Here is a 25,249-nt window from a genome sequence, read left to right on the forward strand (position 1 = left end):
GAACACACGATGACGGGCGCTATCGGTCGCCGAGAGCACCGCCGAGGTCTTGCCGACATCGACGGCAACGACGATCGTGGACAACGTGACTGGGGCAAGATGCACAGACATAACAACACCTCCGGGGACGTGTCAGGAAACCCGCGTGCGCCAACACACGGACCTCAAAAAGGAATCACTTACAGATCCCTTCCTGACACCTCCGGAGGCGTTTGTGAAGGACCACCCCGATCTATATCAGCGGTCGGCGTCGGAACCATAACGCCATCCCCGGGTGGTTCTGACGGCCGGTTCGGTGACGCTAGACTTAGCCGTGATCCAGCGCGAGCCTTCGGTGGCGGCGCACAGATGCTCCGACAGTCCCTGCGGACCGGTGCGGACGTGCGTCGGGTGCCGGAAGCGAGAGTTGGCCGTCGAACTGCTTCGAGTGGTGGCTGAGTCAACCGGGAACGGCAACTACGTCGTGATCGTTGACCCAAGCAGAAGGCTGCCGGGGCGGGGTGCATGGCTGCATCCCGAACCGCGGTGCCTACAACAAGCAATTCGGCGGAGGGCTTTCACCAGAGCGCTGCGCATCACCGGTTCACCGGATACATCAGCGGTGGTCGAACACATCAGTGGGTTTCCCACTGAGCAACAGAACAGGCAGCAACGAACATGAGCACACCGTGAAGTCCCGATGACAATGTGTCATAGCTAAACCCGAGGCGCGGCCTAAAACTGTCGTCGCCTCATAGACAGGAGATGTAGTGGCAGGTAAGGCCCGCGTACACGAGTTGGCCAAGGAACTCGGTGTTACCAGCAAGGAAGTGCTCGCCCGACTGAGTGAACAGGGCGAATTCGTCAAATCCGCATCGTCGACAGTAGAGGCGCCCGTCGCCCGCCGGCTGCGTGAATCGTTCGGTGGCGCCAAACCGGCCCCCGACAAGGCCCCCGCCAAGGGTCCGGAGAAAGGCCCCGATCGAGCTGCCGCCAAGGCCCCGGTGGCCGTGCCCGGCACGGATGGTGGCAAAGCCGCTGACCAGTCCCTTGACCAAGCCCTCGACAAGGCGATTGCCAAGGTGGCCGGCAACGGCGCACCGACGGCCGTCGCACCCGATAGGGCCGCCGACTCGGGGAAGACGGCAACTTCGCCCACCCGAGCCACACCCCGCCCGTCGGCTGCCACCGCGACTCACGCGCCTCCGAAGGCGCCGCAACCCGGACAACCGGCGACGCCGCCACCGGGCCAGCCGCCCAGCTCCCCGGCACCTCATCCCGGCATGGCTCCCGGCGCGCGTCCCGGACCGGCGCCCAAGCCCGGCGTCCGGACCCCGCGTGTCGGCAACAACCCGTTCTCCTCGGCGCAACCGGCCGACCGGCCCATTCCGCGTCCGCCGGCTCCGCGCCCCGGAGCGGCGCGTCCTGGGGCACCGCGCCCGGGCGCCTCACCCGGCAGCATGCCGCCACGTCCCGGCGGCGCGGCCGGTGGGCCACGCCCGCCACGTACCGGCGCGGCGCGACCCGGCGGCGGCCGGCCCGGCGGCCCCGGTGGCCGTTCGGACGGCGGCGGCGGTAACTATCGCGGCGGCGGCGGTGGCGTGGGTGCCGCACCCGGGACCGGATTCCGCGGCCGTCCCGGCGGTGGCGGCGGCGGCCCCGGCGGCGGTGGCCGTCCAGGCCAGCGCGGCGGCGCGGCCGGCGCGTTCGGCCGTCCGGGCGGCGCACCCCGGCGCGGCCGCAAGTCCAAGCGGCAGAAGCGCCAGGAATATGACTCGATGCAGGCCCCGGTTGTCGGCGGCGTGCGGTTGCCGCACGGCAACGGCGAGACGATCCGGCTGGCCCGCGGCGCGTCACTGTCCGACTTTGCAGAGAAGATCGACGCCAACCCGGCCGCGCTGGTGCAGGCGCTGTTCAACCTCGGGGAGATGGTGACCGCCACCCAGTCGGTCGGTGACGAGACCCTCGAGCTGCTGGGCAGCGAGATGAACTACAACGTCCAGGTGGTCAGCCCCGAGGACGAGGACCGCGAGCTGCTGGAGTCGTTTGACCTCTCCTACGGCGAGGACACCGGAGACGAGACCGATTTGCAGACCCGGCCGCCGGTCGTGACCGTGATGGGCCACGTCGACCACGGTAAGACTCGGCTGCTGGACACCATCCGTAAGGCCAATGTTCGCGAGGGCGAGGCCGGCGGCATCACCCAGCACATCGGGGCCTACCAGGTCAGTGTCGACCTCGACGGTAGCGAGCGGCTGATCACCTTCATCGACACCCCGGGTCACGAGGCGTTCACCGCCATGCGTGCCCGCGGTGCCAAAGCCACCGACATCGCCATCCTGGTGGTTGCGGCCGACGACGGCGTGATGCCGCAGACGGTTGAGGCCATCAACCACGCCCAGGCCGCCGACGTGCCGATCGTGGTCGCGGTCAACAAGATCGACAAGGAGGGCGCCGACCCGGCCAAGATCCGGGCCCAGCTCACCGAGTACGGCCTGGTTGCCGAGGACTTCGGCGGCGACACCATGTTCGTCGACATCTCGGCCAAGAACGGCACCAATATCGAACAGCTGTTGGAAGCGGTGCTGCTGACCGCCGACGCCGCACTGGACCTGCGCGCCAACCCCGACATGGAGGCCCAGGGTGTGGCCATCGAGGCGCACCTGGACCGCGGCCGCGGGCCGGTCGCCACGGTGTTGGTGCAGCGCGGCACGTTGCGGGTCGGCGACTCGGTGGTCGCCGGCGACGCCTACGGCCGGGTCCGCCGGATGGTCGACGAACACGGCGACGACATCGAAGCGGCATTGCCGTCGCGTCCGGTCCAGGTCATCGGCTTCACCTCGGTGCCCGGGGCCGGCGACAACTTCCTGGTCGTCGACGAGGACCGGATTGCGCGCCAGATCGCCGACCGGCGCAGCGCCCGCAAGCGCAACGCCATGGCCGCGCGCAGCCGTAAGCGGATCAGCCTGGAGGACCTGGACTCGGCGCTGAAGGAGACCAGCCAGCTCAACCTGATCCTCAAGGGCGACAACGCCGGTACCGTCGAGGCGCTGGAAGAGGCCCTGATGGGTATCCAGGTCGACGACGAGGTGGCGCTGCGCGTCATCGACCGCGGCGTCGGCGGCATCACCGAGACCAACGTCAACCTGGCGTCGGCCTCCGACGCGATCATCATCGGGTTCAATGTGCGCGCCGAGGGCAAGGCCACCGAGCTGGCTAACCGCGAAGGTGTCGAGATCCGCTACTACTCGGTCATCTACCAGGCGATCGACGAGATTGAGCAGGCGCTGCGTGGCATGCTCAAGCCGATCTACGAAGAGGTCGAGCTGGGTCGTGCCCAGATCCGGGCGTTGTTCCGTTCGTCGAAGGTCGGCCTGATCGCCGGCTGCATGATCACCTCGGGTGTGGTGCGCCGCAATGCCAAGGCCCGACTGTTGCGGGACAACATCGTGGTCGCCGAGAACCTCTCGATCCAATCGCTGCGGCGGGAAAAGGACGACGTGACCGAGGTTCGCGAGGGCTTCGAGTGCGGTTTGACACTGGGCTACTCCGACATCAAGGAAGGCGACGTCATCGAGTCCTACGAGCTGGTTCAAAAGGAACGCTCGTGACCGGCGCCGACGATGCAGAGCGAGAGCGATGCGGTGGGGGTACCACCCGCGTGCGGGGGCGAGGCGGTGCAATCGTGAGGGGCCGCGGGGATGGCTGACCCGGCACGGGCACGCCGACTGGCCAAACGGATCACCACCATCGTCGCGTCGGCGATCGAGTACGAGATCAAGGATCCGGGACTTGCCGGGGTGACCATCACCGACGCCAAGGTGACCGCCGACCTGCACGACGCGACCGTGTACTACACGGTGATGGGCCCCACGCTGGACGACGAGCCGGACTACGCCGCCGCGGCCGCCGCGCTGGACCGGGCCAAGGGTGTGCTGCGCACCAAGGTCGGAGCCGGTACCGGGGTGCGTTTCACACCCACCTTGACGTTCACCCGGGACACCACCTCCGACACCGTGCATCGGATGGAGGAGTTGTTGGCGCGCGCCCGTGCCGCCGACGCCGACTTGGCGCGGGTTCGGCAGGGCGCCAAGCCGGCCGGCGATGCCGACCCGTACCGTGATGCAGGGGCTTCCGGGGGACTTAGCGATCGGATCGAGGCTGGGGACACCGGTGACCACGACCGATCGAGAGACTGAGCTGGCCGAGGTGCCGAGCTGCCCGGGGGCGCGTGTCGATGCCCTCGGCGCCGTCGAGTTGCTGTCGGCCGCCGCCAGCGTCGCGGTGATCGCCCACGTTCATCCCGACGCGGACGCTATCGGCGCCGGATTGGCGCTGGCCTTGGTGTTGGACAAGTGCGGAAAGCAGGTCGAGGTGAGTTTCTGGGCGCCGGCGACACTGCCGGAGTCGCTGGCGTCGTTGCCCGGGTGCCACCTGCTGGTGAGCCCGGATGCGATGCGTCGCGATGTCGATTTGGCCGTGACCGTGGACGTACCGAGCGTCCGGCGGCTCGGCGGGCTGAGTGACCTGGCCGGTCCCGGCCGGGATGTGCTGGTGATCGACCACCACGCTTCCAATGATGCGTTCGGCACCGCGAACTTCATCGACCTGTCGGCAGACTCCACCACGATGATGATCGCCGACCTTCTCGACGCCTGGGGCAAGCCGATCGACGTGGACGTCGCTCATTGCATCTACGCCGGATTGACCACGGACACCGGGTCGTTCCGGTGGGCCAGTGCGCGCGGCTATCGGCTGGCGGCGCGCCTGGTCGAGATTGGCGTCGACAATGCGGCCGTCAGCCGGACCTTGATGGACACCCACCCGTTCGAATGGTTGCCGATGTTGTCGCGGGTGCTGGGCTCGGCGCAACTGGTGCCCGGCGCGGTCGATGGCCGGGGGCTGGTCTACGTGGTCGTCGACAACCGGGAATTCCTCCGGGCGCGTCAGGAAGAAGTGGAGAGCATTGTCGACATCGTGCGCACCACCCAGCAGGCCGAAGTGGCGGCGGTGTTGAAGGAGGTCGAACCACGACAGTGGTCGGTGTCGATGCGGGCCAAGAAGGACATCGACTTGACGTCCGTCGCCGCGCGGTTCGGAGGCGGTGGCCACCAACTGGCAGCCGGCTATTCGGCCAGCGGCTCGATCGACGATGTTGTGGCGTCACTGCTCGCTGCTCTGGGCTAACCGTCGTTGAGTGACGCCCGACGGTCGAGCGTTCTCGGCCGGCGAATCGCGGCGCTGGCCCTACCCGCGCTGGGTGTGCTGGCGGCTGAGCCGTTGTACCTGCTCTTCGATACCGCCGTGGTGGGTCGGCTCGGGGCGTTGTCGCTCGCGGGTCTGGCGATCGGCAGCCTGGTGCTCGGCATGGTCGGTTCGCAGGCGACGTTTCTGTCTTACGGCACGACCGCTCGCTCGGCGCGCCACTTCGGGGCCGCCGATCGGGCGGCGGCCGTCACCGAGGGCGTGCAGGCAACCTGGTTGGCGGTGGGTCTCGGCGGATTGACGGTCGTCGTGGTCGAAGCCGCGGCGGTGCCAGTGGTGTCGGTGATCGCCGGGCCGGGCGGCACGGGCATTTCGGATATCTCGGAGGCGGCGCTGCCGTGGCTGCGGATCGCGATCCTGGGGGTGCCGGCGATTCTGGTTTCGCTCGCCGGAAACGGCTGGATGCGTGGGGTGCAGGACACCATGCGGCCGCTGCGCTATGTGGTCGCGGGTTTCGGGCTGTCGGCACTGCTGTGCCCGCTGCTGGTCTACGGCTGGTTGGGCATGCCGCGGCTGGGGTTGTCCGGTTCCGCGGTGGCCAATCTGGTTGGTCAGTGGCTGGCGGCGCTGCTGTTCGGGGGTGCGTTGCTGGCCGAGCGGGTGCCGCTGCGGATCCATTGGCCGGTGCTGCGCGCACAACTGGTCATGGCGCGCGACCTGATCGTGCGGGGTCTGGCCTTCCAGGCGTGTTTCGTCTCGGCTGCGGCGGTGGCCGCGAGGTTCGGCGCCGCCGCGCTCGCGGCACACCAGGTGGTACTGCAGTTGTGGGGTTTCCTTGCCCTGGTTCTCGATTCGCTGGCCATCGCGGCGCAGGCGCTGGTCGGCGCTGCCCTGGGTGCCGGTGACGTTGCGCACGCGAAGTCGGTGGCCTGGCGGGTGACGGTCTTTTCGCTGCTGGCGGCGGGCGTGCTCGCGACCGCATTAGGGGTAGGGGCCCCGCTGCTGCCCTCGCTGTTCACCCATGACCGATCGGTGCTTGCCGCGATCGCGGTGCCCTGGTGGTTCCTGGTGGCCCAATTACCCTTCGCCGGAATGGTTTTCGCGCTCGACGGGGTGTTGCTGGGGGCGGGTGACGCTGCCTTCATGCGCACCGCCACCGTCGTCAGCGCACTGATTGGCTTTCTGCCGCTGACCTGGCTGTCGTTGGTGTACGGCTGGGGGCTGGCGGGCATCTGGTCGGGCCTGGCCACGTTCGTCGCGCTGCGGCTGCTCTTCGTCGGATGGCGGACGATCAGCGGCCGGTGGGCACTGACGGGGACGGTCTGACGCGCCGGCATTGCCGTGATGGCTGTCGTTGGGTCCGTCTATTCAACCGGCCGATACACTGCGCCGGTGACCCCCCTCCTCCCGGACGCGCGCCGAGCGCGCCACCGGCCGTGGCGGGACTACGCGCTGTTCGTTGTCCTGGTGGGCCCGAATGTGGGGCTGCTGCTGCTCTTCATCTACCGCCCACTGGCCGACAACATCAGATTGTCGTTCTTCGACTGGAACGTCTCCGACCCCAAAGCCGACTACGTCGGGTTCTCCAACTACGCCGAGTGGTTCGCCCGCGACGACACCCGCCAGATCGTGCTCAACACGGCAGTGTTCACCACCGCCGCGGTGGTGGGCTCGATGGTGTTGGGGCTGGTGCTGGCCATGCTGCTCGATCAACCGTTGCGTGGCCGAAACCTGGTGCGCTCGACGGTATTCGCGCCGTTCGTGATCTCGGGGGCGGCCGTTGGCCTGGCGGCCCAGTTCGTCTTCGATCCGCACTTCGGTCTGGTACAGGACCTGTTGCAGCGCATCGGAGTCGACGTACCCAACTTTTACCAGGATGCGCACTGGGCGATGTTCATGGTGACCGTCACCTATGTCTGGAAGAACCTCGGATACACCTTCGTCATCTACCTGGCGGCGTTGCAAGGGGTGCGCCGAGATCTGTTGGAGGCGGCCGAAATCGATGGCGCCAGCCGGTGGACCACGTTTCGCCGGGTGCTGTTGCCCCAGCTACGTCCCACCACCTTCTTTTTGTCGATCACCGTGCTGATCAACTCGTTGCAGGTATTCGACGTGATCAACGTCATGACACGTGGCGGCCCGCAGGGCACCGGTACCACAACCATGGTCTACCAGGTGTATCTGGAGACGTTTCGCAACTTCCGGGCCGGTTACGGCGCCACCGTCGCCACCATCATGTTCGTGGTGCTGCTGGCCATCACCTATTACCAGGTGCGAGTCATGGATAGGGGGCAGCGGCAATGACGTCACCAGGCCGTCGCGCGACCGCGCGGTTGCTCGGTTATGCCGCGATGTCGCTGGTCGTCGTATTGATCGCCGGGCCGCTGGTGTTTGTGTTCTTCACCTCATTCAAGGACCAGCCCGACATCTATTCGCAGCCCACGACGTGGTGGCCGCCGCGCTGGCATCCGCAGAATTACCGAACGGCGACCGAGCAGATTCCGTTCTGGACCTTCCTGCGCAACTCGGTCGTCATCACGTCGGCGCTGGCAGTGGTGAAGTTCATGCTCGGCGTGCTCAGCGCGTTCGGCTTGGTGTTCGTGCGGTTTCCGGGCAAGAATGCGGTGTTCCTGCTGATCATCGCCGCGCTGATGGTGCCCAACCAGATCACCGTGATTTCCAATTATGCGCTGATCTCACAACTGGGTCTGCGCAACACTTTTCCCGGCATCATCTTGCCGCTGGCCGGTGTCGCTTTCGGAACGTTCCTGATGCGCAACCACTTTCTGTCGCTACCTCCCGAGATCGTCGAAGCGGCCAGAATGGATGGCGCGCGCTGGTGGCAACTTCTGTTGCGGGTGGTGTTGCCGATGTCGGGACCCACCATGGTGGCCTTCGGCATCATTACCGTGGTCAACGAATGGAATGAGTACCTGTGGCCGTTCCTGATGTCTGACGACGAATCGGTGGCGCCGCTGCCGGTGGGACTGACCTTTCTCCAACAGGCCGAGGGCATCACCAACTGGGGTCCGGTGATGGCGGTGACGCTGCTGGCGATGTTGCCGATCTTGCTGATCTTTGTTGTCCTGCAACGCCAAATGATCAAGGGCCTCACGTCAGGTGCGGTCAAGGGTTAGGGTGCCATGAATCCGGTAAGCCGCCGACGGTTCCTCGCGCTGGCAGGTGCCGCTGCCGCGGGAGCGACGGCCGGGTGTGCGGGGATGGGCGGCAGCGGGGGGGTGAAGTCGGGCTCCGGTCCAATTACCTTCTGGTCTTGCCATCCCGGCTCATCCACCGCGGTGGAGAAGGAGTTGATCAATCGCTTTCAGAGCTGCTTTCCGGATTTGCCGGCCAAGCTGATCGACGCCGGCAAGGACTACGAGGAGGTCGTGCAGAAGTTCAACGCGGCGCTGATCGGTACCGATGTGCCCGACGTCGTGTTGCTGGACGACATCTGGTGGTTCCATTTCGCCCTGAGCGGTGCGATCACCCCGCTGGAAGACCTGCTCGGCGAAGTCAGGGTGGACACAAGCGATTACGTCGACTCACTGTTGGCCGACTACGAGTTCAACGGCCGACACTATGCCTTGCCGTATGCCCGCTCGACGCCGCTGTTCTACTACAACAAGGCGGTATGGGACCGTGTCGGCCTTCCGGATCGCGGGCCGCAAACCTGGCAAGAATTCGACGAGTGGGGCCCCCACCTGCAGCGTGCCGTGACGGCTGGCAACTGGGCACACGGCTGGGCCAACGACACGCTCATCTCCTGGACGTTCCAGGGGCCGAACTGGACATTCGGCGGTGCCTACTCCGACGAGTGGACGCTGAAGTTCACCGACCCGGCCACCATCGCGGCCGGCAACTTTTACCGGGATTCCATCCATCGCAAGGGGTATGCGGCGATCGCCAACGATATCAACAATGAGTTCGCCACCGGCATCGTGGCCTCGGCCCTGGCATCGACCGGCGCCTTAGTCGGCATCACCGCAGCTGCCCGCTTCAATTTCGGGGTGTCGCCACTGCCCACCGGTCCGGGCGGAACGCCCGGCTGCCCGACCGGCGGGGCGGGGCTGGCGATTCCCACCAAGCTTTCCCACGAACGAAAAGTCAACGCGCTCAAGTTCATCGAATTCGTCACCAATGCGGCCAACACCGCGTATTTCAGTCAGCGCACCGGCTATCTGCCCGTCCGAAAGTCCGCTGTCGACGACCCGAGCGAGCAGCAATACCTGGCGGCAAACCCCCGCGCCCGAGTGGCGCTGGACCAGCTTCCACACACCCGCCCGCAAGATTACGCACGCGTTTTCCTGCCCGGCGGTAACCGCATCATCTCGACCGGCCTGGAATCCATTGGGCTGAAAGGAGCCGACGTCACGTCAACCTTCGCCGACATCAACCAGCAACTGAAAATCATCCTCGACCGGCAAATCAAGCGAAAGCTACCCGGTCATGGCTGACATTCGGTATTCCGCAGTGACCCATCGCTATCCCGGCGCCGACGTGCCAGCCGTCGTCAACCTGGACCTCGATATTGCCGACGGCGAATTTCTGGTCCTCGTCGGCCCCTCCGGTTGCGGCAAGTCCACGGTCCTTCGGCTACTGGCCGGGCTGGAATCGGTCGAAAGTGGCCAGATCACTATCGGTGGTGTGGACGTGACGCAGCTGCCGCCACGGGAACGCGACGTAGCGATGGTTTTCCAGAACTATGCGCTGTACCCGAACATGACCGTGGCTGCCAACATGGGGTTTGCCCTGCGAAACGGCGGGATGTCGCGCGCAGCCACTCGGCAGCGAGTGCTCGAGGTCGCCGACATGCTGGAATTGACTGAGCTGCTTGATCGTAAGCCGTCGAAGCTCTCCGGTGGGCAGCGTCAACGGGTGGCGATGGGACGGGCGATCGTGCGGCGGCCGCGGGTGTTCTGCATGGACGAACCGCTGTCGAATCTGGATGCCAAGTTGCGGGTGAGTACCAGGTCGCAGATCTCCGGGCTGCAGCGTCAGCTGGGCACCACCACCGTCTACGTCACCCATGACCAGGTGGAGGCGATGACCATGGGTGATCGAGTTGCCGTGCTCAAAGACGGTGTGCTGCAACAGGTCGACGGCCCTCGCACGCTGTATGACGACCCGGTCAACACATTCGTGGCAACGTTCATCGGGGCACCGGCAATGAACCTCATCGAGGCCACCGTGAGCAATGGTGCGCTGACGTCGCCCGGGCTGGCGATTCCGGCTCCGCGCGGCGCGGTCGGGCAGGTGCTGGTCGGCATCCGGCCGGAGTCCTGGGATGTCGTGCCGGCTGACACTGCGGGATCGTTGAGTGTCCGTGCAGAGTTGGTGGAGGAGTTGGGGTTCGAATCCTTTGTGTATGCAAGCCCGCTCGAGCAGCAGGGCTGGGCGTTACGTGGGCCGCGGATCGTGGTCCGCACCGACCGCCACACCGCGGTCAGGGTAGACGACACGCTGGGGATCCTGCCGCACCCGCAAGAGGTGTGCTTCTTCGACAGCCGGACCGGGACTCGTATCCGCTGAGGATCGATGGCCATACCGACGTCGGGTGGTCCTCATCCGGCCCGTTCCACCGGCAAATACTTTGTGCCCCTTGCGGTATCGTCGGTAGGCGGGAACAACGGACACTCTTGGCTGTCGGCGGATACGAAGGTGGCGGATGGTGCGCCCTCCGCGTAACAGCGTCCCAAATTCAGTCGGCTCAATTTAGGCATTTGATATTGACGGTTTGCGACTGCGATACGTCACGTGCCAGATCGCCGCAGTGGATCGTCTAATGCCGACGGGCGGTGCCTGCGTGACCCATGTGACCCATGTGACCAATGAGGACGCGCATTCCCTTATTGGCCGCCCGCTGGTAGCCGCGACACTGCAACCACGCACACGACACGCCGATGGCGGTCGTAGTGGTTTCAGCCTCGATGAACGAGAACCACGCTGGTGCCCCACCCAACTGGGCAACGGCGGTTCCGAAGCCGAAACCGCAATCCAACCGATCGCAGTCCCAGCAGAACCCCCGATACGAGCCGAGTCGGCTGCTAGCGCACCTGGGAGCGTCCGCGTTGCAGCACGGCCTCCCGGTTTGCGGCGATGTCGTCGCCGCTGGTGCGAAATTGCCTGGCAGCCATGGCTTCCAACCACAGCCCGGCACTGGTGTGGGAGTCGTCGATGCGGTGGTAGGACGCCAGCAGTGCGCGCACCGCGTTCTGGTTGTTGCCGACGATGGACGCCGCGACGCGGCGGGCGGCGGGCAGCAGTTCGTCGTGCGGCACGACCTCGGTAACCAGGCCGGCCCGCAGCGCGTCGGCGGCGGAAAGGTAGTCGCCGGTTAGGCTCATCCGGCGGGCCATACCCACACCAACCTTCTGCGGCAGCCGCACGCTGAGCCCCCAGGTCGGCAGCAGACCCACCCGGGCATGGGTGTCGGCGAAGCGGGCGTGCTCCGAGGCGATCAGGATGTCGCAGTACAGCGCCAGCTCGAGCCCGCCGGTCACCGCCGCGCCGTTGATGGCGCCGATCACCGGCTTGGCCATGGCCGGCCAGCGCGGTGAGATGTCCGGCAATGCCGATTGGCCGCCCAGCTCCTTGAGGTCTAGGCCCGCGCAGAACACCGGATCGGCGCCCGTAAGGACGATGACGTCGACGTCGTCGTTGTCGTCGGCTTCGGACAGAGCCCCGAAGAAGCGATCCCGCAGCGCCGCCGACAGCGCATTGCGGGACTGGGGGCGGTTAAGGGTCAAGGTGCGGATCCGCTCGTCCGTGTGGATCAGCAGGATGTCGTCGGTCATAGGGCAACCGTAGCCAGTTGCGGATGGCGCCGACGGGCTGCACCGCCGCACCCGTGAATGGCTGGGAATGGCTGGGAATGGCTGGGCAATGTACGTCCGATGAACAATTGTCAACCGGGTTGGACGTTCGGTCCGAAGAAAGCTACGCTTCGCTTCAACTGATTAACAAGTGCAAGTAACAACTGTTGTGTACGCAACAGTGTGACTTTGCTCACTGTGCGGGATGGGCGGTGGACCAAGCAGCAACACCGATGCCGCCACGTCCTCACTAAGGAGACGACGCGAATGGATTATGGCGGCTTACCACCGGAAGTCAACTCTGCGCGCATGTATACCGGTCCGGGGTCGATGTCGATGACAGCTGCGGCATCGGCCTGGAGCGCGCTGGCAGCCGAATTAGATTCCGCGGCAGCCGGTTATGAAACGCTGGTCAACCAGCTGGCCGGGGAAGGATGGTTGGGCCCGGCATCGACGGCGATGGCCGCCGCCGTCGCTCCCTATGTTGTCTGGATGCGGGCCACCGCCGCACAAGCCGAGCAGACGGCCATGCAGGCGAGAGCCTCGGCGGCCGCCTACGAGAACGCCTTTGCTGCGATGGTGCCACCGCCGGCGATCCTGGCCAACCGTCTGCAGTTGGCCGAGCTGGTGCAGTCGAACGTCTACGGCCAAAACACCTCGGCGATCGCGGCTTTGGAAGCCCAGTACGGCCAGATGTGGGCCCAGGACGCCACCGCCATGTTCGAGTACGCCGCCGCTACCGGGTCCGCCACGACCCTGACCCCGTTCAAGCAGCCGCCGCACATCGTCAACCCCGCCGGCACATCCGGCCAAACCGCTGCGGTCGCGCACGCCGCCGCCACCTCGGCCGGCGCCAGCCAGTCAGCCCTTGCCCGTCTGATTTCGGGGATTCCCACGATGTTGCAAGGGCTCGCTACGCCGGTTGCTTCGGCGGTGTCGAGTTCACCGCTGGCGTGGCTGTGGCAGATCCTGTTCGGAACGTCCACATTTCCCACGTCGATTGCGGCATTGCTGACCGACTTGCAGCCATACGCCAGCTTCCTCTACAACACCGAGGGCTTGCCCTATTTCAGCATCGGCATGGCGAACAACTTTGTTCAGTCGAGCAAGACTTTGGGGTTGCTCGGTGGCGCCACCTCGGCCGCGGCCGCCGCCGGCGGCGCGGCGCAGGGCGGTTTAGCGGGTTTGGGGAACCTGGTGGGCGGCGGCGGGCAGGTATCGGCCGGTTTGGGCCATGCCGGGTCGATCGGCCGGCTGTCGGTTCCACCCTCGTGGGCGCAGGCCCTGCCGGACGTCGAGTCCATGCCGGCGCGTATGCCGGTCGAAACGTTCAAATTCGCGCCCGACGGCGGCGGTGCCGGAAACCTGTTGGGCGGCATGCCGCTCACCGGTCCGGCGGGGCACGGCGCGACTGGTTCCGGTCCGCGATACGGTGTCCGCCCCACTGTCATGGCGCGTCCGCCGTTCGCCGGATAACAACTGATGGCTACCGATACGGCACCGAGCGGCCGAAAACCTGGCCCGCGGGTCAACGCCTGCGCCGTGACGATTCTGCGGCTGCGGGTCTTGTCCGCAGGTGACGATCCGCAGTCACGGAGACGCCGATGATGTGCGGCGATTACGGGGCGCTGCCCCCGGAGATCAATTCCGCGCGGATGTATGCCGGTCCAGGTTCGGGATCCATGCTGGCAGCAGCCGCGGCTTGGGATGCGCTGGCAGGTGAGCTGGGCGCGATGGCGTCGGGCTACTCGTCGGTGATCTCCGAGCTGACCGGCGCAGCATGGATCGGTCCGGCGGCGGCTTCGATGATGGCCGCTGCCGCCCCGTATGTGACATGGCTCAGCGCCACCGCAATCCAGGCCGAACTCACCGCCAGCCAGGCCCGGGTGGCCGCCGCCGCCTACGAAACAGCCTTCGCCATGACGGTGCCCCCGCCGGCGGTTGGCGCCAACCGCGTCTTGCTGATGACGCTCGTCGCCACGAACTTCTTCGGGCAGAACACCCCGGCGATCGCGGCCACCGAAGCTGAATACGCCGAGATGTGGGCCCAAGACGCCGCCGCAATGTACGGCTATGCCGGCTCGTCGGCAACCGCCACCGTGCTGACTCCGTTTAACCCTCCGCCGACGACAACCGGTCTGAGCGGACCACTTCGGCAAACGGCCGCGGTGGCCGAAGTCGCCGCGGCATCTGCGGGTGCGGCACTATCGGCAAAGATTTGGGGGCTCGCCTCCACTCCGTCGATATCGCACGCGCTGGCACGACTGTCGTCGAACACGTGGTTCCCGGGATACGCGGCATTCGCACAATGGCTCGAGGCGCTGCTCCCCGACATCACCCCCGCGGAACGGACTGCGCTGGTCCGGCTGGCCGGCCTGAGCTATTTCGGGATGGGGATGGCACAGTTCATTGCCTCGATCGCACAGCAAACCGTACCGGGGAGCCCGGGCGGCGCCGGCGACTCAGGGTCTTCGGTTCTTGACAGCTGGGGTCCGAAACTTCGCTTCGGGGCGCCGCCGGGTGCCGGGGCGGGTGGGGCGGCAGCGGTGCCCGAACAGTATTGGGAACGCCTCGACCGTCTGGCCAGACCGGTGTCGGCGGTGATGGGCAAGGCCGGCTCGATCGGGTCCTTGTCGACGCCGGGCGGTTGGGATGCCAGCCTTCGGGCGCTGCACGCCGCCCCCTTGGATCAGGAGTTCGACATCATCGGCTCCCTGGCAAACGCGAAGGCGAACGCCTACCTGCAGGGCATGCCGATGACAGCGGCCGGCAAGCACGCCGCGGCTGACCAGCGATACGGATTCCGGTATCGAGTGATGCAGCGCTCACCGTCTGCCGGGTAGCGCGGATACGCGCCCTATCGTTGAGACATGTGCCGGAACATCACCGAACTGCGCGGCCTGGAACCCCCGGCCACGGCTGTCGAGATCGCGGCCGCCGCCCGCCAGTATGTGCGCAAGGTCAGCGGTATCACCCGCCCGTCAGCCGCCAATGCCGAAGCGTTCGAAGCCGCGGTTGCGGAAGTGACGGCGACGACGACGCGGTTGCTGGCCGCGCTGCCGGCGCGGCGTCAGCCACCCAAGAGTGTGCCGCCGCTGCGCCGCCCCGAGGTGCTGGCCCGCGTGGCGAGATCCCAGTGACCCCTGCGCTGAAGGAATGGAGTGCGGCCGTGCACGCGCTGCTGGACGGTCGTCAAACCGTGCTGTTGCGCAAGGGCGGCATCGGCGAGAAGCGGTTCGAGGTGGCGGCCGGAGAGTTCTTGTTGTTCCCGACGGTCGCGCATAGCCACGCGCAGCGGGTTCGGCCCGAGCACCGCGACTTGCTGGCTCCCGCGGCTGCCGACAGCACCGACGAGCGTCTGGTGGTTCGGGCTGCGGCGAAAGTCGTTGCAGCACTGCAGGTTAACCGGCCAGAGGGGCTGGACGACATTCAGGATCTGCATATCTGGACCGCCGAGTCGATCCGCGCGGACCGGCTCGACTTCCGGCCCAAGCACAAGCTGGCCGTCCTGGTGGTGTCCGCGATCCCGCTCACCGAGGCCGTCCAGGTCACCCGCATCCCCGAGTACGCCGGTTGCACCAGCTGGGTTCAGTTGCCGATTGCGGCGAGTCTGGCGACGCCGGTGCATGACGACGCGGTGCTAGCCGAGGTCGCCGCCAGGGTTCGCGACGCGGTCGGCTGACGGGCCGGCGGGAAGCAACAGCCGGGAATTGCCGAAGGTACGCCAGGTCACGAACTTCTAGAGTTTCGCCACTACTTGTCGGACCCTCGTCGTAGCTTTTGTCTCACAGCGCCTTGAGCTAGACGACGGAGATGAAGCTGTGACTTTCGAAGAGTTTGTCGCTATGGCGACAGGAGGGTTTGCCCGGCCGTACCCGTACCAAACGGCACTGGCGCAGTCAGGACTACCAGATGTACTTCGCGCGCCAACTGGATCGGGAAAGACGCTGGCAGCGATCTTGCCATGGCTATACCGCCGGATCGCCCATCCCGATCCGGCCGTGCGCGCTAAGACACCCCACTGGTTGGTCGTGGTGCTGCCGCAGCGCACCCTCGTAGAACAAACTGTCGACGCAGCGCGTCGATGGGTCGACGCATTGGGCGCGCCAGCCGGGGTGCATGTGTTGATGGGCGGCGAGGACAGCCGTGACTCCGAGTGGAAAGCGCACCCGGACACCGAGCGGATCTTCGTAGGCACCCAGGACATGGTGTTGTCGCGGTTGTTGATGCGGGGCTTTGCGGAATCCCGTGCCGCGTGGCCGATGAGCTTCGGCTTACTCAACGGTGGGACGCAGTTCGTATTCGACGAAGTGCAGCTGATGGGACCAGGGCTGCCAACCTCGCTGCAATTACAAGGTCTGCGGGAGGCCTTCGGCACTGCGGTGCCCTGCCGGTCGATGTGGATGTCGGCGACCATCGACGTGGCAGAGCTATCCACCGTGGACCTGCGCAGACCACTGTCAGTGGTAGACGTGGCCGACGAGGGTGGGGAACTCGCCCGGCGGATGGCGGCAACCCGCACTATTCGACGACTCCACCTCGGTGACGATGCGAAAAAGTACTCGGCGAATCTGGCAGCAATGGTGGTCACCGAGCATCGGCCTGCAACGCGAACCCTGGTAGTTCTGAACACGGTCGAGCGAGCGATGGATGTTCATGCCGAGCTAAAGCGCCTCAACCCGAGCGCCAACATTGTGTTGTTGCATTCACGGTTCCGCCCCACCGACCGCGCATCTCAGACGGCTGCCGGCCTGGCTGAACCCGGCCCGCAGGGCACGATCGTCATCGCAACCCAGGTTCTCGAGGCTGGCGTCGACGTGACTTCGGAGACCTTGATCACCGAGGTTGCGCCATGGCCGTCGATCGTCCAGCGTGCCGGCCGATGCAACCGCGATGGCCGCGCGGGCGACGCACGACTCTTATGGACGGTGCCCATCGGCCCCAAGGCACACCTGCCTTACGCGGCGGATGATCTCGGATCCGCTGCGTCGGCACTCGCCGGGCTCGAGGATCGTGCGATGACCGGCCGTGAACTGGCTGAGCAGCAAGTCTCCGTCACTCGGCCGATCCATCCCGTATTGCGCAAACGCGACCTTCTAGATTTGTTTGACACGGCACCCGATCTCGCCGGTAACGACATTGACGTCAGCCCATTCATCCGCGATGCTACCGACCGAACCGTGTCAGTCGCCTGGCGCAATCTTGAAATTCAAGACATGCCCACCGCCGACCGGAGCGAGCTGTGTCAGGCACCGATCGCCGACATCCAAGACATGGTCAAGTCGGAACCCAAACGCGCCCGCATCTGGGACCAGGTAGACGGCACATGGCGGCTAGTCCGGCGCGACGACGTCCGCCCGGGTGCAGTGGTTGTACTGGACGCGCAATATGGCGGATACCTACCCGAACGCGGCTTCGACCGGCGCAGTAGGGAGCCTGTCGAGCCAATCACTGTGCCGTCGACGACACCGGATGCCTTTGACCGCGATCCGCTTTCCGTTGGGTTCGCGCAGTGGATAGCTCTGGAAGAACATCTCGCTGAGACCGAAGCCGCTGCGCGCGAGCTGATACCGCGGTTCGGGCCAAACGTAGACCTCACTGCCCAGCAGCGCGACGCGATCGTCCGCGCCGCATCGCTCCATGACCTCGGCAAGGCGCACCCGACTTTCGCCGCATCGCTACTGAAAGCCAATCTCGATACACCACCCCCGGCACAAGCAGTGCCGTGGGCCAAGTCGCCGAGTAACCGGCCGCTGCGGCACGATCCGCCCCACTTTCGTCATGAGCTGGCGAGCGCACTTTGGTTGCTGGACGCCTCGACGCGGCTGCTGGACGACCATGAGGAACGCGACTTGGTCATATACCTCGTCGCCGCTCATCATGGAAAAGTCCGAGTGACGATTCGCGGCAAGTCCGACGAGCGGCCGGGCGTCATGCTGGGTGTCAAGGACGGCAGCAGCACAATAGGTTTCGCGCTGGACGGCAGACAGATCCCGGCCGTCACACTGTCGCTACAGCCGACTACACACGGTGCTGGTTCCCTGACCAGCCGCGCGCTTGCCCTGCGCGATCGAGCCGACCTTGGTCCCTTCCGACTTGCGTTCTGTGAGGCGGTCGTTCGAGCCGCCGACTGGCAGGCCAGCGCGGACGGAGGAATGTGATGGCCGAACTTGTGCTGAACGGCTGTCGGGTAACGCCACTGGCGGGGTACTTGTCCGCCCTGGGTGCGCATCGCGCCGTACATCGCCTTCTGGATTCTGATGCGCAAGGTCGCTGGAGCCAAGGTGTATACGTTCTTCGCTGCCGGTTCGCCACCATCGATGAGCTGAACGTTGCGCTGCACGCCAGCTTTGAGCCGGAATCGATTGTCTCACCGTGGAATTCAGGGGCCGGATTCGCTGCCAATGGCAAGAGTCCGGCGGCCGAGCGAATCCTGCAATGGGTCCGCGAAAGTACCGACAATCGGCTTGAGGCGCTACGGCTAGCTGTGGCCGAGGCCGACCGAGTCGTCAGTGACGGGCTTCGACTGGGTATCGCGGACCTGTGGGACAAGAAGCGAAAACCGGAAGTGCTGCGGCTTTGCCGGAACGAACTCCCCGATGCTGCGATCGCGTGGCTGGACGCCGCGATCGCGCTCGGGCAAGACGACGACCCGTCGTACTCCCGGCTGCTCGGCACCGGCGGCAACCTAGGTCGCCAAGACCTCTCGGCGACCTACCTTCAACAGGTTCGGACCGTCCTTGAGCACCGTGACAGCCTTGCATGGCTGGCGTCCGCGCTTGACGGGCACCCACGTGCCCCGCTGCCAAAAGACTCGCCCGGCCAGTTCGACGCAGGCGGCGTCGGTGCTTCCGACGAGCCCAATCCAGTTGGCAATCCGTGGACATTTCTGTTCGTCATAGAAGGCACGCTGCTGTTCGCCACCGCGGTGGTACGCCGACATGGGGCCGCCTACCCAGGAGCGGCGTTGCCGTTCCAGGTGGCGGGCTCGGCGGCGGGCTTCGCGTCATCGGCATCAGGAGAGCGTCCCCTTGCGGAACTATGGGCACCGGAATGGCCCAAACCCCTCACTATCCCTGACGTGGCGCACCTGCTGGGCGAAGGTCGCGCGGATTGGAACTCTCGTGCTGCGCGATCTGGTCTCGACATGGCGCGTGCGGCAGCCACTTTCGCCGTAGATCGAGGTATCAAGGCATTTCATCGGCATGTTTTCGTCGACCGGCTAGGACAGAACCCGATCGCGGTTCCTGCCGGCCGCATCGAGGTGGGCGTTCGCGGTGGGGTAGATCTGCTGGCCCCACTGGACCGTTGGCGTGAGACACTTCGTCGGTCCGACCCGCCTTCAGACATCGCCGCGCGGCTGAACGCACTCGACCAGGCGATCTTCGACCATGCGTGCACCGGCGAGCCAGCGGAGCTCGTGGAAGTATTTGTCGCGCTCGGTAGATGCCGATACGCGGCATCCCGATCGGGAAAGGTTCGCGAGGCCAAATTGCCCGTGCTGAGTTTCCCGCACGGCGCAAAGCTGCTCGATCAACTTCGGGACGTGATTCACCATGATCGTGAATTACGAATCGCGTTAGCGCTCGCAACCTCCCGAGACAACGCAGGCACATTCGGCGCGTGGTTGATAGATCCGCTCCTTGCCGGTGGACTCGTCACAGGCCTTGCCGATATCGCGCGACGCCGTAGTTTTCCGCTCGCTACTGACGATACGGTCACCGATTGTGCGTTCTCAGTGCGCGGCGCACGCATCGCATTCGAGCGTGGCTTGAGACTGCGTTCTGGTGATATTCAGCCGTTCATCGAAGGCGCAATCGATGACGAGCGGACAGCAGCATTGACTCTCGGCCTGTCGTGCGTTGACTGGCGGTATACCGGAGGTGAGAACCTGCCCGGGACGACATCAGTGTCCGACCCTGCCCTTGATCTGGTGGTGTTGTTCACGGGTGTGGTTCCCCTGGACTACGTCAACACAGACGGCGAATCGCGATCGCTTTTCGTCCGGCCAGGCCACGACTGGCCGTCACGCTTGATCGCCGGGCAAGTTGGGGCCGTCCTGCGGGACGCGTCTCGCAGGCTGCGCATTGCCGGTGTGCGGCACGTCGTGAGCGTGCGTGGCGGCTCCTTCGACGGCCGGCGGCTTGCGGTCGCGTTGCTTTTCACCACCAAGACATCCGATAGACGTGCGGCCCTGGGCCGCGTAGCCGTCGTCGGATCGCACCACACCAAGTTAGTACAGGAGGTAACTACATGAGCGGGCGCTACATCTATGATGCCGAACTCACGCCTATATCCGGAAGCACGTTTCAGCCCACTGGGTTTCCCGACATTGGTGCGGCCACCTTCACCAGGTACGAGGGTGGCCACGAAGTCGACGCGCTTCTGGTCGAATCAGTGCAATCGATGGCGAACAGGCTTGAGGCGACCGCCTGGAACCAGGCGGAGAACCGTCCGGTCGATGCGGTGGCCGGGATGCCCTGGGTCCGTGTGGTTCGAGCGAAGACCGGCGAATTCCTTACTTCGAGCCGGCTGGAGGCGCATCGATTGGCGTCACCGTTCGTACACGCGTCAATGCTGGACGGTCAATCCATGTTCGACTTCATTGGCAACCGTCTGGGCCTCAAGGCCGATACGCCGCTTGATTATCGGGCAATGGCCGCGGCGGTCGCACAATTAGATCCGTTCTGCCTGCTGCACGGCGTGTTCTTCTCGCACAAGAATTGGCTTGGTCAGCCGAAATTCATGCGAGCGATCTCGGGTGTGATCGAAGCCCATGACGTACAACGCGCCGTTAGCGGCGGTCGCAAATCCGACCGTGTCCGCCATCAGCTTGACAAAGGTGGTGAGGGTGGAACCGCAGAGGGGTACGGGTCCGTGCCATTCTCCAGGACGGAATGGACGGCAAAGCGCATCGTTGGTTCATTCGTCGTCGACGCTGAGTTGCTCCGATCCTATGGGTTGCCACCGGCAGCAACAACGGCCTTGGAAACCTTGGCGCTCTGGGAGATTCGCAATCTGCTCGAAGGTGGTCTGAGGCTGCGCACAGCATGCGACCTTGAGTTGGTGTCGCCGGTAACTGCCCGTCGCGGACCCGAGTTGCCGGCAGCCGACGAGCTTACAAGCGCTCTCCGAGATCTCATTGCCAAATCGGACGGGGCGTTCGGTGACGGTGATGCGATTACCGTCGAGTGGTCGGGGAAGAAGGGCTGACCATGCCGACCACATTGGTACTGAGCTTCCCGCTTGGGCGGTACCATGCGACGCCCTGGGATCGGCATGTGAATGAGGGCGCGGTGGAACTACCACCGTCACCGTGGCGATTACTGCGGATGCTATATGCCGTCTGGCAGACCCGCTGCCCGGAGATACCACAGTCCGTGGTGCACCAGCTGCTTTCCGAGCTTGCCACACCGCCTACGTTTTATGTGCCGGCCCACAACATTTCGCACAGCAGGCACTACTATCCGGATGCCAGGGAGGGGATGGACCGAACGCTCGACGCGTTCGCGGTGTTTGGCACGGAGGACCAACTGGTCGCTCGGTGGGCAATCGAAATTGGTGTGGATGAGCAGAATGCGTTGCGCCGCATAGTTAATTCGACTCCATACTTCGGCCGTGCGGACAGCATCTGCACTGGTGCGATCGAAACGGATTGGGAGCCTGCGGGACACGCAGTCTGGAAGCCATTGGACGTTGCTGAACGCGTAGACGACTATCGAGACGCCACTTCGGTTCTCTCGCCCGAGATCCCCTTGGTTGTAGACACCCTTCTTGCGCGTCCTGCCGAGGTGCGTCGCAGCGGCCTCAGGTTCCCGGTGGGCTCGCGACTTGTCGCGTACGGTCTTGATCAACCTTCTGAGGTCAAGCTAACCGTCCCCCGACGTCGGAGGGCTCCGGTAACCGCGGTCAGATTTGATGTCCTGCATGCCGCTCTCCCGCCGGACACCGACGCTGTCATCTATACCGACCTACTGCGTCAGGCAGCGATCAAGCAGCTCGGTGAGAACAAAGAAGGCACCATGCTCGGCGGAAAGACTTCTGACAACGCGCCGATGCAAGGTGGGATGCATGCGCACTACCTTCCGGTATTTCGCGACCGGCGCTTGACCGGGCTTGTGGTGTGGGTTCCCGGTGTGGTTCCGGACAAGGAGCTGAACGCCTTGTGCGATATTCGGACACTCTACGACTACAAGCGTCGCGTCCAGGTTCGGGTTTCCGGGGTCGGAATGGTTGAGCAGGTTGCCCCGGAGTTCGTCGGACCGGCCAGAACGTGGTGCGCGGTAACACCGTTCACACCCGCGCGATACCCCAAGAAGAACCGGGACGACTGGCGCAATTTCGTCGCGAACGAGATTCAGCGCGAACTTGAGCTGCGCGGCCGCGGGCGAGCCGACGATGTCCAGTTCGTCGGCGGACCATGGACGGCGTTCGTCAGACACCGCCCCAGCGCACGTATGCGGGGGGACAAACGGCAGGGTCAGGCGCACCTCCCAGCTGAGTTCCTCCGGCTCCGCTTCGCACACCCAACTCGGGGACCGCTCGCATTAGGCTGGCTGAGCCACTTCGGTCTCGGCCTCTTTCTGCCCGAGGGCTGAACGATGGACGAAGACCTTTTGCCCGCACGGATGATCAACGAATTCGTGTACTGCCCCAGGCTCTTCTATCTCGAATGGGTCGAGGGGAGATTCGCCGAGAGCGATGACACTCGGATCGGCCAGCAGGTACACCGTCGTGTTGACACCGAGACTGGTGCCGCCCCGTTGCCTGAGGAGGGCGAGTTGACTGCGGCGCGATCTGTGATGCTCAGTTCGCAGGAACTCGGGGTGATCGCCAAGATCGACGTGATCGAGGGTATCGATGGCAGCGTCGTCCCGATCGACTACAAGAAGGGCGAGCCGCAAGCAGACGGCACACCGTGGCCCAGCGATGAGGTGCAGGCTTGCATCCAGGGAATGGTGTTGCGCGACAACGGGTACCGTAGCGACCGCGCCGAACTTTATTATGCGACGCCGCGACGACGTGTAAGCGTCGAGCTGACCGCCGAGCGGCTCTCGCGGGTTACCAATATCGTCGCCGCCGCCCGGAAGGTAGCGCAGCAGTCCGCAGCGCCGCTGCCACTCGTGAACAGTCCAAAGTGCGTACGGTGCTCGCTCGTGGGCTTGTGCCTGCCTGACGAGACAAATGCACTGCTTGCCCGTCAGGAACAACGACCGCGTCGGCTGGTGCCACGAGACCCCGACCAGCGGCCTGTGTACGTCACGGAGCCGGGCTCCTTTGTCGGCGTACATAGCGCACGGCTCGAGGTCACACGAGACAAGGAAAAGATTGCCTCGTTTCGGCTCATCGATGTCCAGCAGTTGGTGGTGTTCGGTCGGGTCCAAGTGAGCACCCAGGCCCTTCACGAATGCTTCGCCCGCGATATCCCAGTGCTGTGGATGAGCACGGGCGGCTGGTTGCAGGGGTTCGCAGTGGGCCAGATTTCCAGATACGTCGAGGTTCGGCGACGGCAAACCGCTGCGCATGCGCAGGGTGGAAACGGCTTGGCGCAGCGCATGATTGCTGGCAAGATCGCGAATTGTCGTACTTTGCTGCGTCGTAACGCTCGTGGCGACGTCGCGACGACAGTGGCGGCACTCAAACAGCTTTCGTCCAGCGCGCGCGAATGTGGCGATTTTGCAGGCCTTCTCGGCATTGAGGGCACGGCTGCCCGGCTCTACTTTTCTGAGTTTGCCAAGATGCTATCGAATCCTTGTGCCGAGTTCGCTGCCCAGTTCTCGGTGCTTGGGCGGAACCGCCGGCCGCCGCCAGATCCCCTCAATGCGCTGCTGTCGTTCTGCTACTCGATGCTGACCAAGGACCTGGTCGCCGTCATCGTAGGTGTTGGTCTGGATCCATATCTCGGCGTGTTCCATCGATCCAGATATGGACGGCCTGCGCTTGCACTCGATCTCGCTGAGGAGTTTCGCCCCTTGATCGCTGACTCGGTGGTCGTTGGCGTACTGAACAACGGAGAGATAGGGCCGCGTGACTTCATCAGGCGGGCGGGCGCCGTTGCGCTGACTGGCCAGGGAAGAAAAACGGTGCTGAAAGCGTATGAGCGTCGCCTCGAGACCAAGATCAGACATCCGGTATTCGGTTATCAGGTCAGCTATAGACGAGTGCTCGACGTTCAGGCGCGGATCTTGGCGGCTGTGCTTGTCGGCGAGCTTCCTGAGTACATTCCCATGGTGACGAGATGACACGGCGTCGCTACTTGATGGCATACGACATCGCCGATCCTAAGCGGCTACGCCGTGTGTGCACCCTGATGAAGGATCACGGTGAGCGTCTGCAATATTCGGTGTTCCTGTGCGACCTCAGTGTCGCCGAACTAGCGGAACTCGAAGCCGCGGTGACCGCTGTGATGCATCTCGTTCACGACAGTGTCGTCCGAATCGACCTCGGCCCCACGTTCTCGCCTGTTGCGATACGACAGATCGGTCGTGGTCGCCGCATGCCTGCGGATGGACCGCAGATCGTATGAATTGCGAGCGGTGATATGACCGGCGGGATCCGAGGAGGCGCTCGTTCGCAGGTAGGACGCGTTACGGTGAATGCCACACATCATTGGCAAGCGGATAGCAGTCGCATGAATCGCGACTGCTCGCGGTGCCGTGTATCATGCCAGGTCAAGGGGCTCTAATTGACCGAGCCGTTATTCCGGTCATTTTGGCCGGACACCATTGAGGCGTTGACGTTCGACGGCATCCGGGCTGAACAGGAGCACGTTATTCCGGTCATTTTGGCCGGACACCATTGAGGCGAGATATATGACCGGCATGGAATGCGCGGTTGTGTGGTTATTCCGGTCATTTTGGCCGGACACCATTGAGGCTCCGGTCGTCGGGAAGCATCCCGTGTCGGGGCATGTGAGTTATTCCGGTCATTTTGGCCGGACACCATTGAGGCGCGGTGTGCTCCAACTGGTTGAGTCGGGCCCGCTTGTTATTCCGGTCATTTTGGCCGGACACCATTGAGGCCCGGTGGGGCCGGCCGACGACCAACTCACCCTGCGCTGTTATTCCGGTCATTTTGGCCGGACACCATTGAGGCGATACGGTTTCCAAATGGGTCGGCGTCGGGGCCGTTGTTATTCCGGTCATTTTGGCCGGACACCATTGAGGCGGCCTGCCCGGCCTCGGGCAAGGGGAGTTATTCGCGCGTTATTCCGGTCATTTTGGCCGGACACCATTGAGGCTCTTATTTAT

20 protein-coding genes and 1 CRISPR repeat array (1 of these 21 cut by a window edge) are annotated in these 25,249 nt (G+C 64.8%); of the genes, 19 read left to right on the forward strand and 1 reads right to left on the reverse strand.

The window, feature by feature from the left end:
* Positions 1–430 precede the first annotated feature (430 nt).
* The 9 genes from EET03_RS32960 to EET03_RS08785 all read left to right on the forward strand — a co-directional run bounded on the left by EET03_RS32960 (position 431) and on the right by EET03_RS08785 (position 10,716).
* A complete protein-coding gene (locus EET03_RS32960; RefSeq protein ID WP_425271509.1) occupies positions 431–661 on the forward strand; it encodes a YlxR family protein in 231 nt (76 codons plus the stop codon).
* Between the two features lie 88 nt (positions 662–749).
* Positions 750–3,590 (forward strand): translation initiation factor IF-2, encoded by a 2,841-nt coding sequence (infB, locus tag EET03_RS08750; protein ID WP_082274741.1) that lies wholly within the window; start codon positions 750–752, stop codon positions 3,588–3,590.
* Positions 3,591–3,680: 90 nt separating this feature from the next.
* Positions 3,681–4,178 carry a 30S ribosome-binding factor RbfA gene (rbfA, locus tag EET03_RS08755; protein WP_075543665.1) on the forward strand — a complete coding sequence of 166 codons (498 nt, stop codon included), beginning with the start codon at positions 3,681–3,683 and terminating at the stop codon, positions 4,176–4,178.
* Positions 4,153–5,166 (forward strand): DHH family phosphoesterase, encoded by a 1,014-nt coding sequence (locus EET03_RS08760; RefSeq protein ID WP_075543666.1) that lies wholly within the window; start codon positions 4,153–4,155, stop codon positions 5,164–5,166. Before rbfA ends, EET03_RS08760 begins: the two co-directional genes overlap by 26 nt.
* A 6-nt stretch (positions 5,167–5,172) precedes the next feature.
* A complete protein-coding gene (locus EET03_RS08765) occupies positions 5,173–6,510 on the forward strand; it encodes an MATE family efflux transporter (protein WP_099194078.1) in 1,338 nt (445 codons plus the stop codon).
* An 18-nt stretch (positions 6,511–6,528) separates the two neighbouring features.
* Positions 6,529–7,488, forward strand: coding sequence for a carbohydrate ABC transporter permease (locus tag EET03_RS08770; RefSeq protein ID WP_425271510.1), 960 nt, complete (start codon positions 6,529–6,531; stop codon positions 7,486–7,488).
* Positions 7,485–8,321 carry a carbohydrate ABC transporter permease gene (locus EET03_RS08775; RefSeq protein ID WP_063471596.1) on the forward strand — a complete coding sequence of 279 codons (837 nt, stop codon included), beginning with the start codon at positions 7,485–7,487 and terminating at the stop codon, positions 8,319–8,321. Before EET03_RS08770 ends, EET03_RS08775 begins: the two co-directional genes overlap by 4 nt.
* Positions 8,322–8,327: 6 nt before the next feature.
* The gene (locus tag EET03_RS08780) at positions 8,328–9,641 is read left to right on the forward strand and encodes an ABC transporter substrate-binding protein (RefSeq protein ID WP_075543668.1); all 1,314 of its coding nucleotides are present in this window, start codon (positions 8,328–8,330) and stop codon (positions 9,639–9,641) included.
* On the forward strand, positions 9,634–10,716 hold the full coding sequence (locus tag EET03_RS08785; protein ID WP_075543669.1) for an ABC transporter ATP-binding protein: 1,083 nt from the start codon (positions 9,634–9,636) through the stop codon (positions 10,714–10,716). Before EET03_RS08780 ends, EET03_RS08785 begins: the two co-directional genes overlap by 8 nt.
* 515 nt (positions 10,717–11,231) lie before the next feature.
* Here EET03_RS08785 and EET03_RS08790 read toward each other — a convergent pair.
* On the reverse strand, positions 11,232–11,981 hold the full coding sequence (locus EET03_RS08790) for an enoyl-CoA hydratase (protein ID WP_075543670.1): 750 nt from the start codon (positions 11,979–11,981) through the stop codon (positions 11,232–11,234).
* Positions 11,982–12,266: 285 nt separating this feature from the next.
* Here EET03_RS08790 and EET03_RS08795 point away from each other — a divergent pair, with 285 nt between their 5' ends.
* The 10 genes from EET03_RS08795 (at position 12,267) to cas2 (ending at position 24,525) form a co-directional block, all read left to right on the forward strand.
* Entirely contained in the window at positions 12,267–13,475 is a 1,209-nt protein-coding gene (locus tag EET03_RS08795) for a PPE family protein (protein ID WP_075543671.1), read from the forward strand.
* A 128-nt stretch (positions 13,476–13,603) separates the two neighbouring features.
* Positions 13,604–14,842, forward strand: a complete 1,239-nt coding sequence (locus tag EET03_RS08800) for a PPE family protein (RefSeq protein ID WP_099194079.1) — start codon at positions 13,604–13,606, stop codon at positions 14,840–14,842.
* Between the two features lie 27 nt (positions 14,843–14,869).
* The gene (locus EET03_RS08805) at positions 14,870–15,139 is read left to right on the forward strand and encodes a DUF2277 family protein (protein WP_063471590.1); all 270 of its coding nucleotides are present in this window, start codon (positions 14,870–14,872) and stop codon (positions 15,137–15,139) included.
* Positions 15,136–15,681 carry a DUF1802 family protein gene (locus EET03_RS08810; RefSeq protein WP_075543673.1) on the forward strand — a complete coding sequence of 182 codons (546 nt, stop codon included), beginning with the start codon at positions 15,136–15,138 and terminating at the stop codon, positions 15,679–15,681. Before EET03_RS08805 ends, EET03_RS08810 begins: the two co-directional genes overlap by 4 nt.
* A 139-nt stretch (positions 15,682–15,820) precedes the next feature.
* Positions 15,821–18,160: a CRISPR-associated helicase/endonuclease Cas3 gene (locus EET03_RS08815; RefSeq protein ID WP_075543674.1), complete on the forward strand. Its 2,340-nt coding sequence runs from the start codon at positions 15,821–15,823 to the stop codon at positions 18,158–18,160.
* Positions 18,160–20,256: a type I-G CRISPR-associated protein Cas8g1/Csx17 gene (cas8g1, locus tag EET03_RS08820; protein WP_075543675.1), complete on the forward strand. Its 2,097-nt coding sequence runs from the start codon at positions 18,160–18,162 to the stop codon at positions 20,254–20,256. The genes EET03_RS08815 and cas8g1 overlap by 1 nt, the downstream gene beginning before the upstream one ends.
* Positions 20,253–21,212, forward strand: coding sequence for a type I-G CRISPR-associated RAMP protein Csb1/Cas7g (cas7g, locus tag EET03_RS08825; protein WP_075543676.1), 960 nt, complete (start codon positions 20,253–20,255; stop codon positions 21,210–21,212). Before cas8g1 ends, cas7g begins: the two co-directional genes overlap by 4 nt.
* 2 nt (positions 21,213–21,214) lie before the next feature.
* The gene (gene csb2 / locus EET03_RS08830) at positions 21,215–22,597 is read left to right on the forward strand and encodes a type I-G CRISPR-associated protein Csb2 (RefSeq protein WP_075543688.1); all 1,383 of its coding nucleotides are present in this window, start codon (positions 21,215–21,217) and stop codon (positions 22,595–22,597) included.
* A gap of 3 nt (positions 22,598–22,600) precedes the next feature.
* Complete coding sequence (locus EET03_RS08835; protein WP_075543677.1) at positions 22,601–24,241, forward strand: CRISPR-associated endonuclease Cas4/Cas1; 1,641 nt, start codon at positions 22,601–22,603, stop codon at positions 24,239–24,241.
* Entirely contained in the window at positions 24,238–24,525 is a 288-nt protein-coding gene (gene cas2 / locus EET03_RS08840; RefSeq protein ID WP_075543678.1) for a CRISPR-associated endonuclease Cas2, read from the forward strand. Before EET03_RS08835 ends, cas2 begins: the two co-directional genes overlap by 4 nt.
* A gap of 170 nt (positions 24,526–24,695) precedes the next feature.
* Positions 24,696–25,249: a CRISPR direct-repeat array (repeat unit 36 nt; unit sequence GTTATTCCGGTCATTTTGGCCGGACACCATTGAGGC); it runs 500 nt beyond the window's last position.

The organism is Mycobacterium innocens (assembly GCF_900566055.1).
Taxonomy (GTDB): domain Bacteria; phylum Actinomycetota; class Actinomycetes; order Mycobacteriales; family Mycobacteriaceae; genus Mycobacterium; species Mycobacterium innocens.

What these genes read in the sequence shown, in the direction of transcription:
- rbfA (WP_075543665.1), top strand. Translation starts at nt 3,681, where the DNA reads ATGGCTGACCCGGCACGGGCACGCCGACTGGCCAAACGGATCACCACC.
- EET03_RS08770 (WP_425271510.1), top strand. Translation starts at nt 6,529, where the DNA reads ATGGCTGTCGTTGGGTCCGTCTATTCAACCGGCCGATACACTGCGCCG.
- EET03_RS08775 (WP_063471596.1), top strand. Translation starts at nt 7,485, where the DNA reads ATGACGTCACCAGGCCGTCGCGCGACCGCGCGGTTGCTCGGTTATGCC.
- EET03_RS08780 (WP_075543668.1), top strand. Translation starts at nt 8,328, where the DNA reads ATGAATCCGGTAAGCCGCCGACGGTTCCTCGCGCTGGCAGGTGCCGCT.
- EET03_RS08785 (WP_075543669.1), top strand. Translation starts at nt 9,634, where the DNA reads ATGGCTGACATTCGGTATTCCGCAGTGACCCATCGCTATCCCGGCGCC.
- EET03_RS08790 (WP_075543670.1), bottom strand. Translation starts at nt 11,981, where the DNA reads ATGACCGACGACATCCTGCTGATCCACACGGACGAGCGGATCCGCACC.
- EET03_RS08795 (WP_075543671.1), top strand. Translation starts at nt 12,267, where the DNA reads ATGGATTATGGCGGCTTACCACCGGAAGTCAACTCTGCGCGCATGTAT.
- EET03_RS08800 (WP_099194079.1), top strand. Translation starts at nt 13,604, where the DNA reads ATGATGTGCGGCGATTACGGGGCGCTGCCCCCGGAGATCAATTCCGCG.
- EET03_RS08805 (WP_063471590.1), top strand. Translation starts at nt 14,870, where the DNA reads ATGTGCCGGAACATCACCGAACTGCGCGGCCTGGAACCCCCGGCCACG.
- cas8g1 (WP_075543675.1), top strand. Translation starts at nt 18,160, where the DNA reads ATGGCCGAACTTGTGCTGAACGGCTGTCGGGTAACGCCACTGGCGGGG.
- cas7g (WP_075543676.1), top strand. Translation starts at nt 20,253, where the DNA reads ATGAGCGGGCGCTACATCTATGATGCCGAACTCACGCCTATATCCGGA.
- csb2 (WP_075543688.1), top strand. Translation starts at nt 21,215, where the DNA reads ATGCCGACCACATTGGTACTGAGCTTCCCGCTTGGGCGGTACCATGCG.
- EET03_RS08835 (WP_075543677.1), top strand. Translation starts at nt 22,601, where the DNA reads ATGGACGAAGACCTTTTGCCCGCACGGATGATCAACGAATTCGTGTAC.
- cas2 (WP_075543678.1), top strand. Translation starts at nt 24,238, where the DNA reads ATGACACGGCGTCGCTACTTGATGGCATACGACATCGCCGATCCTAAG.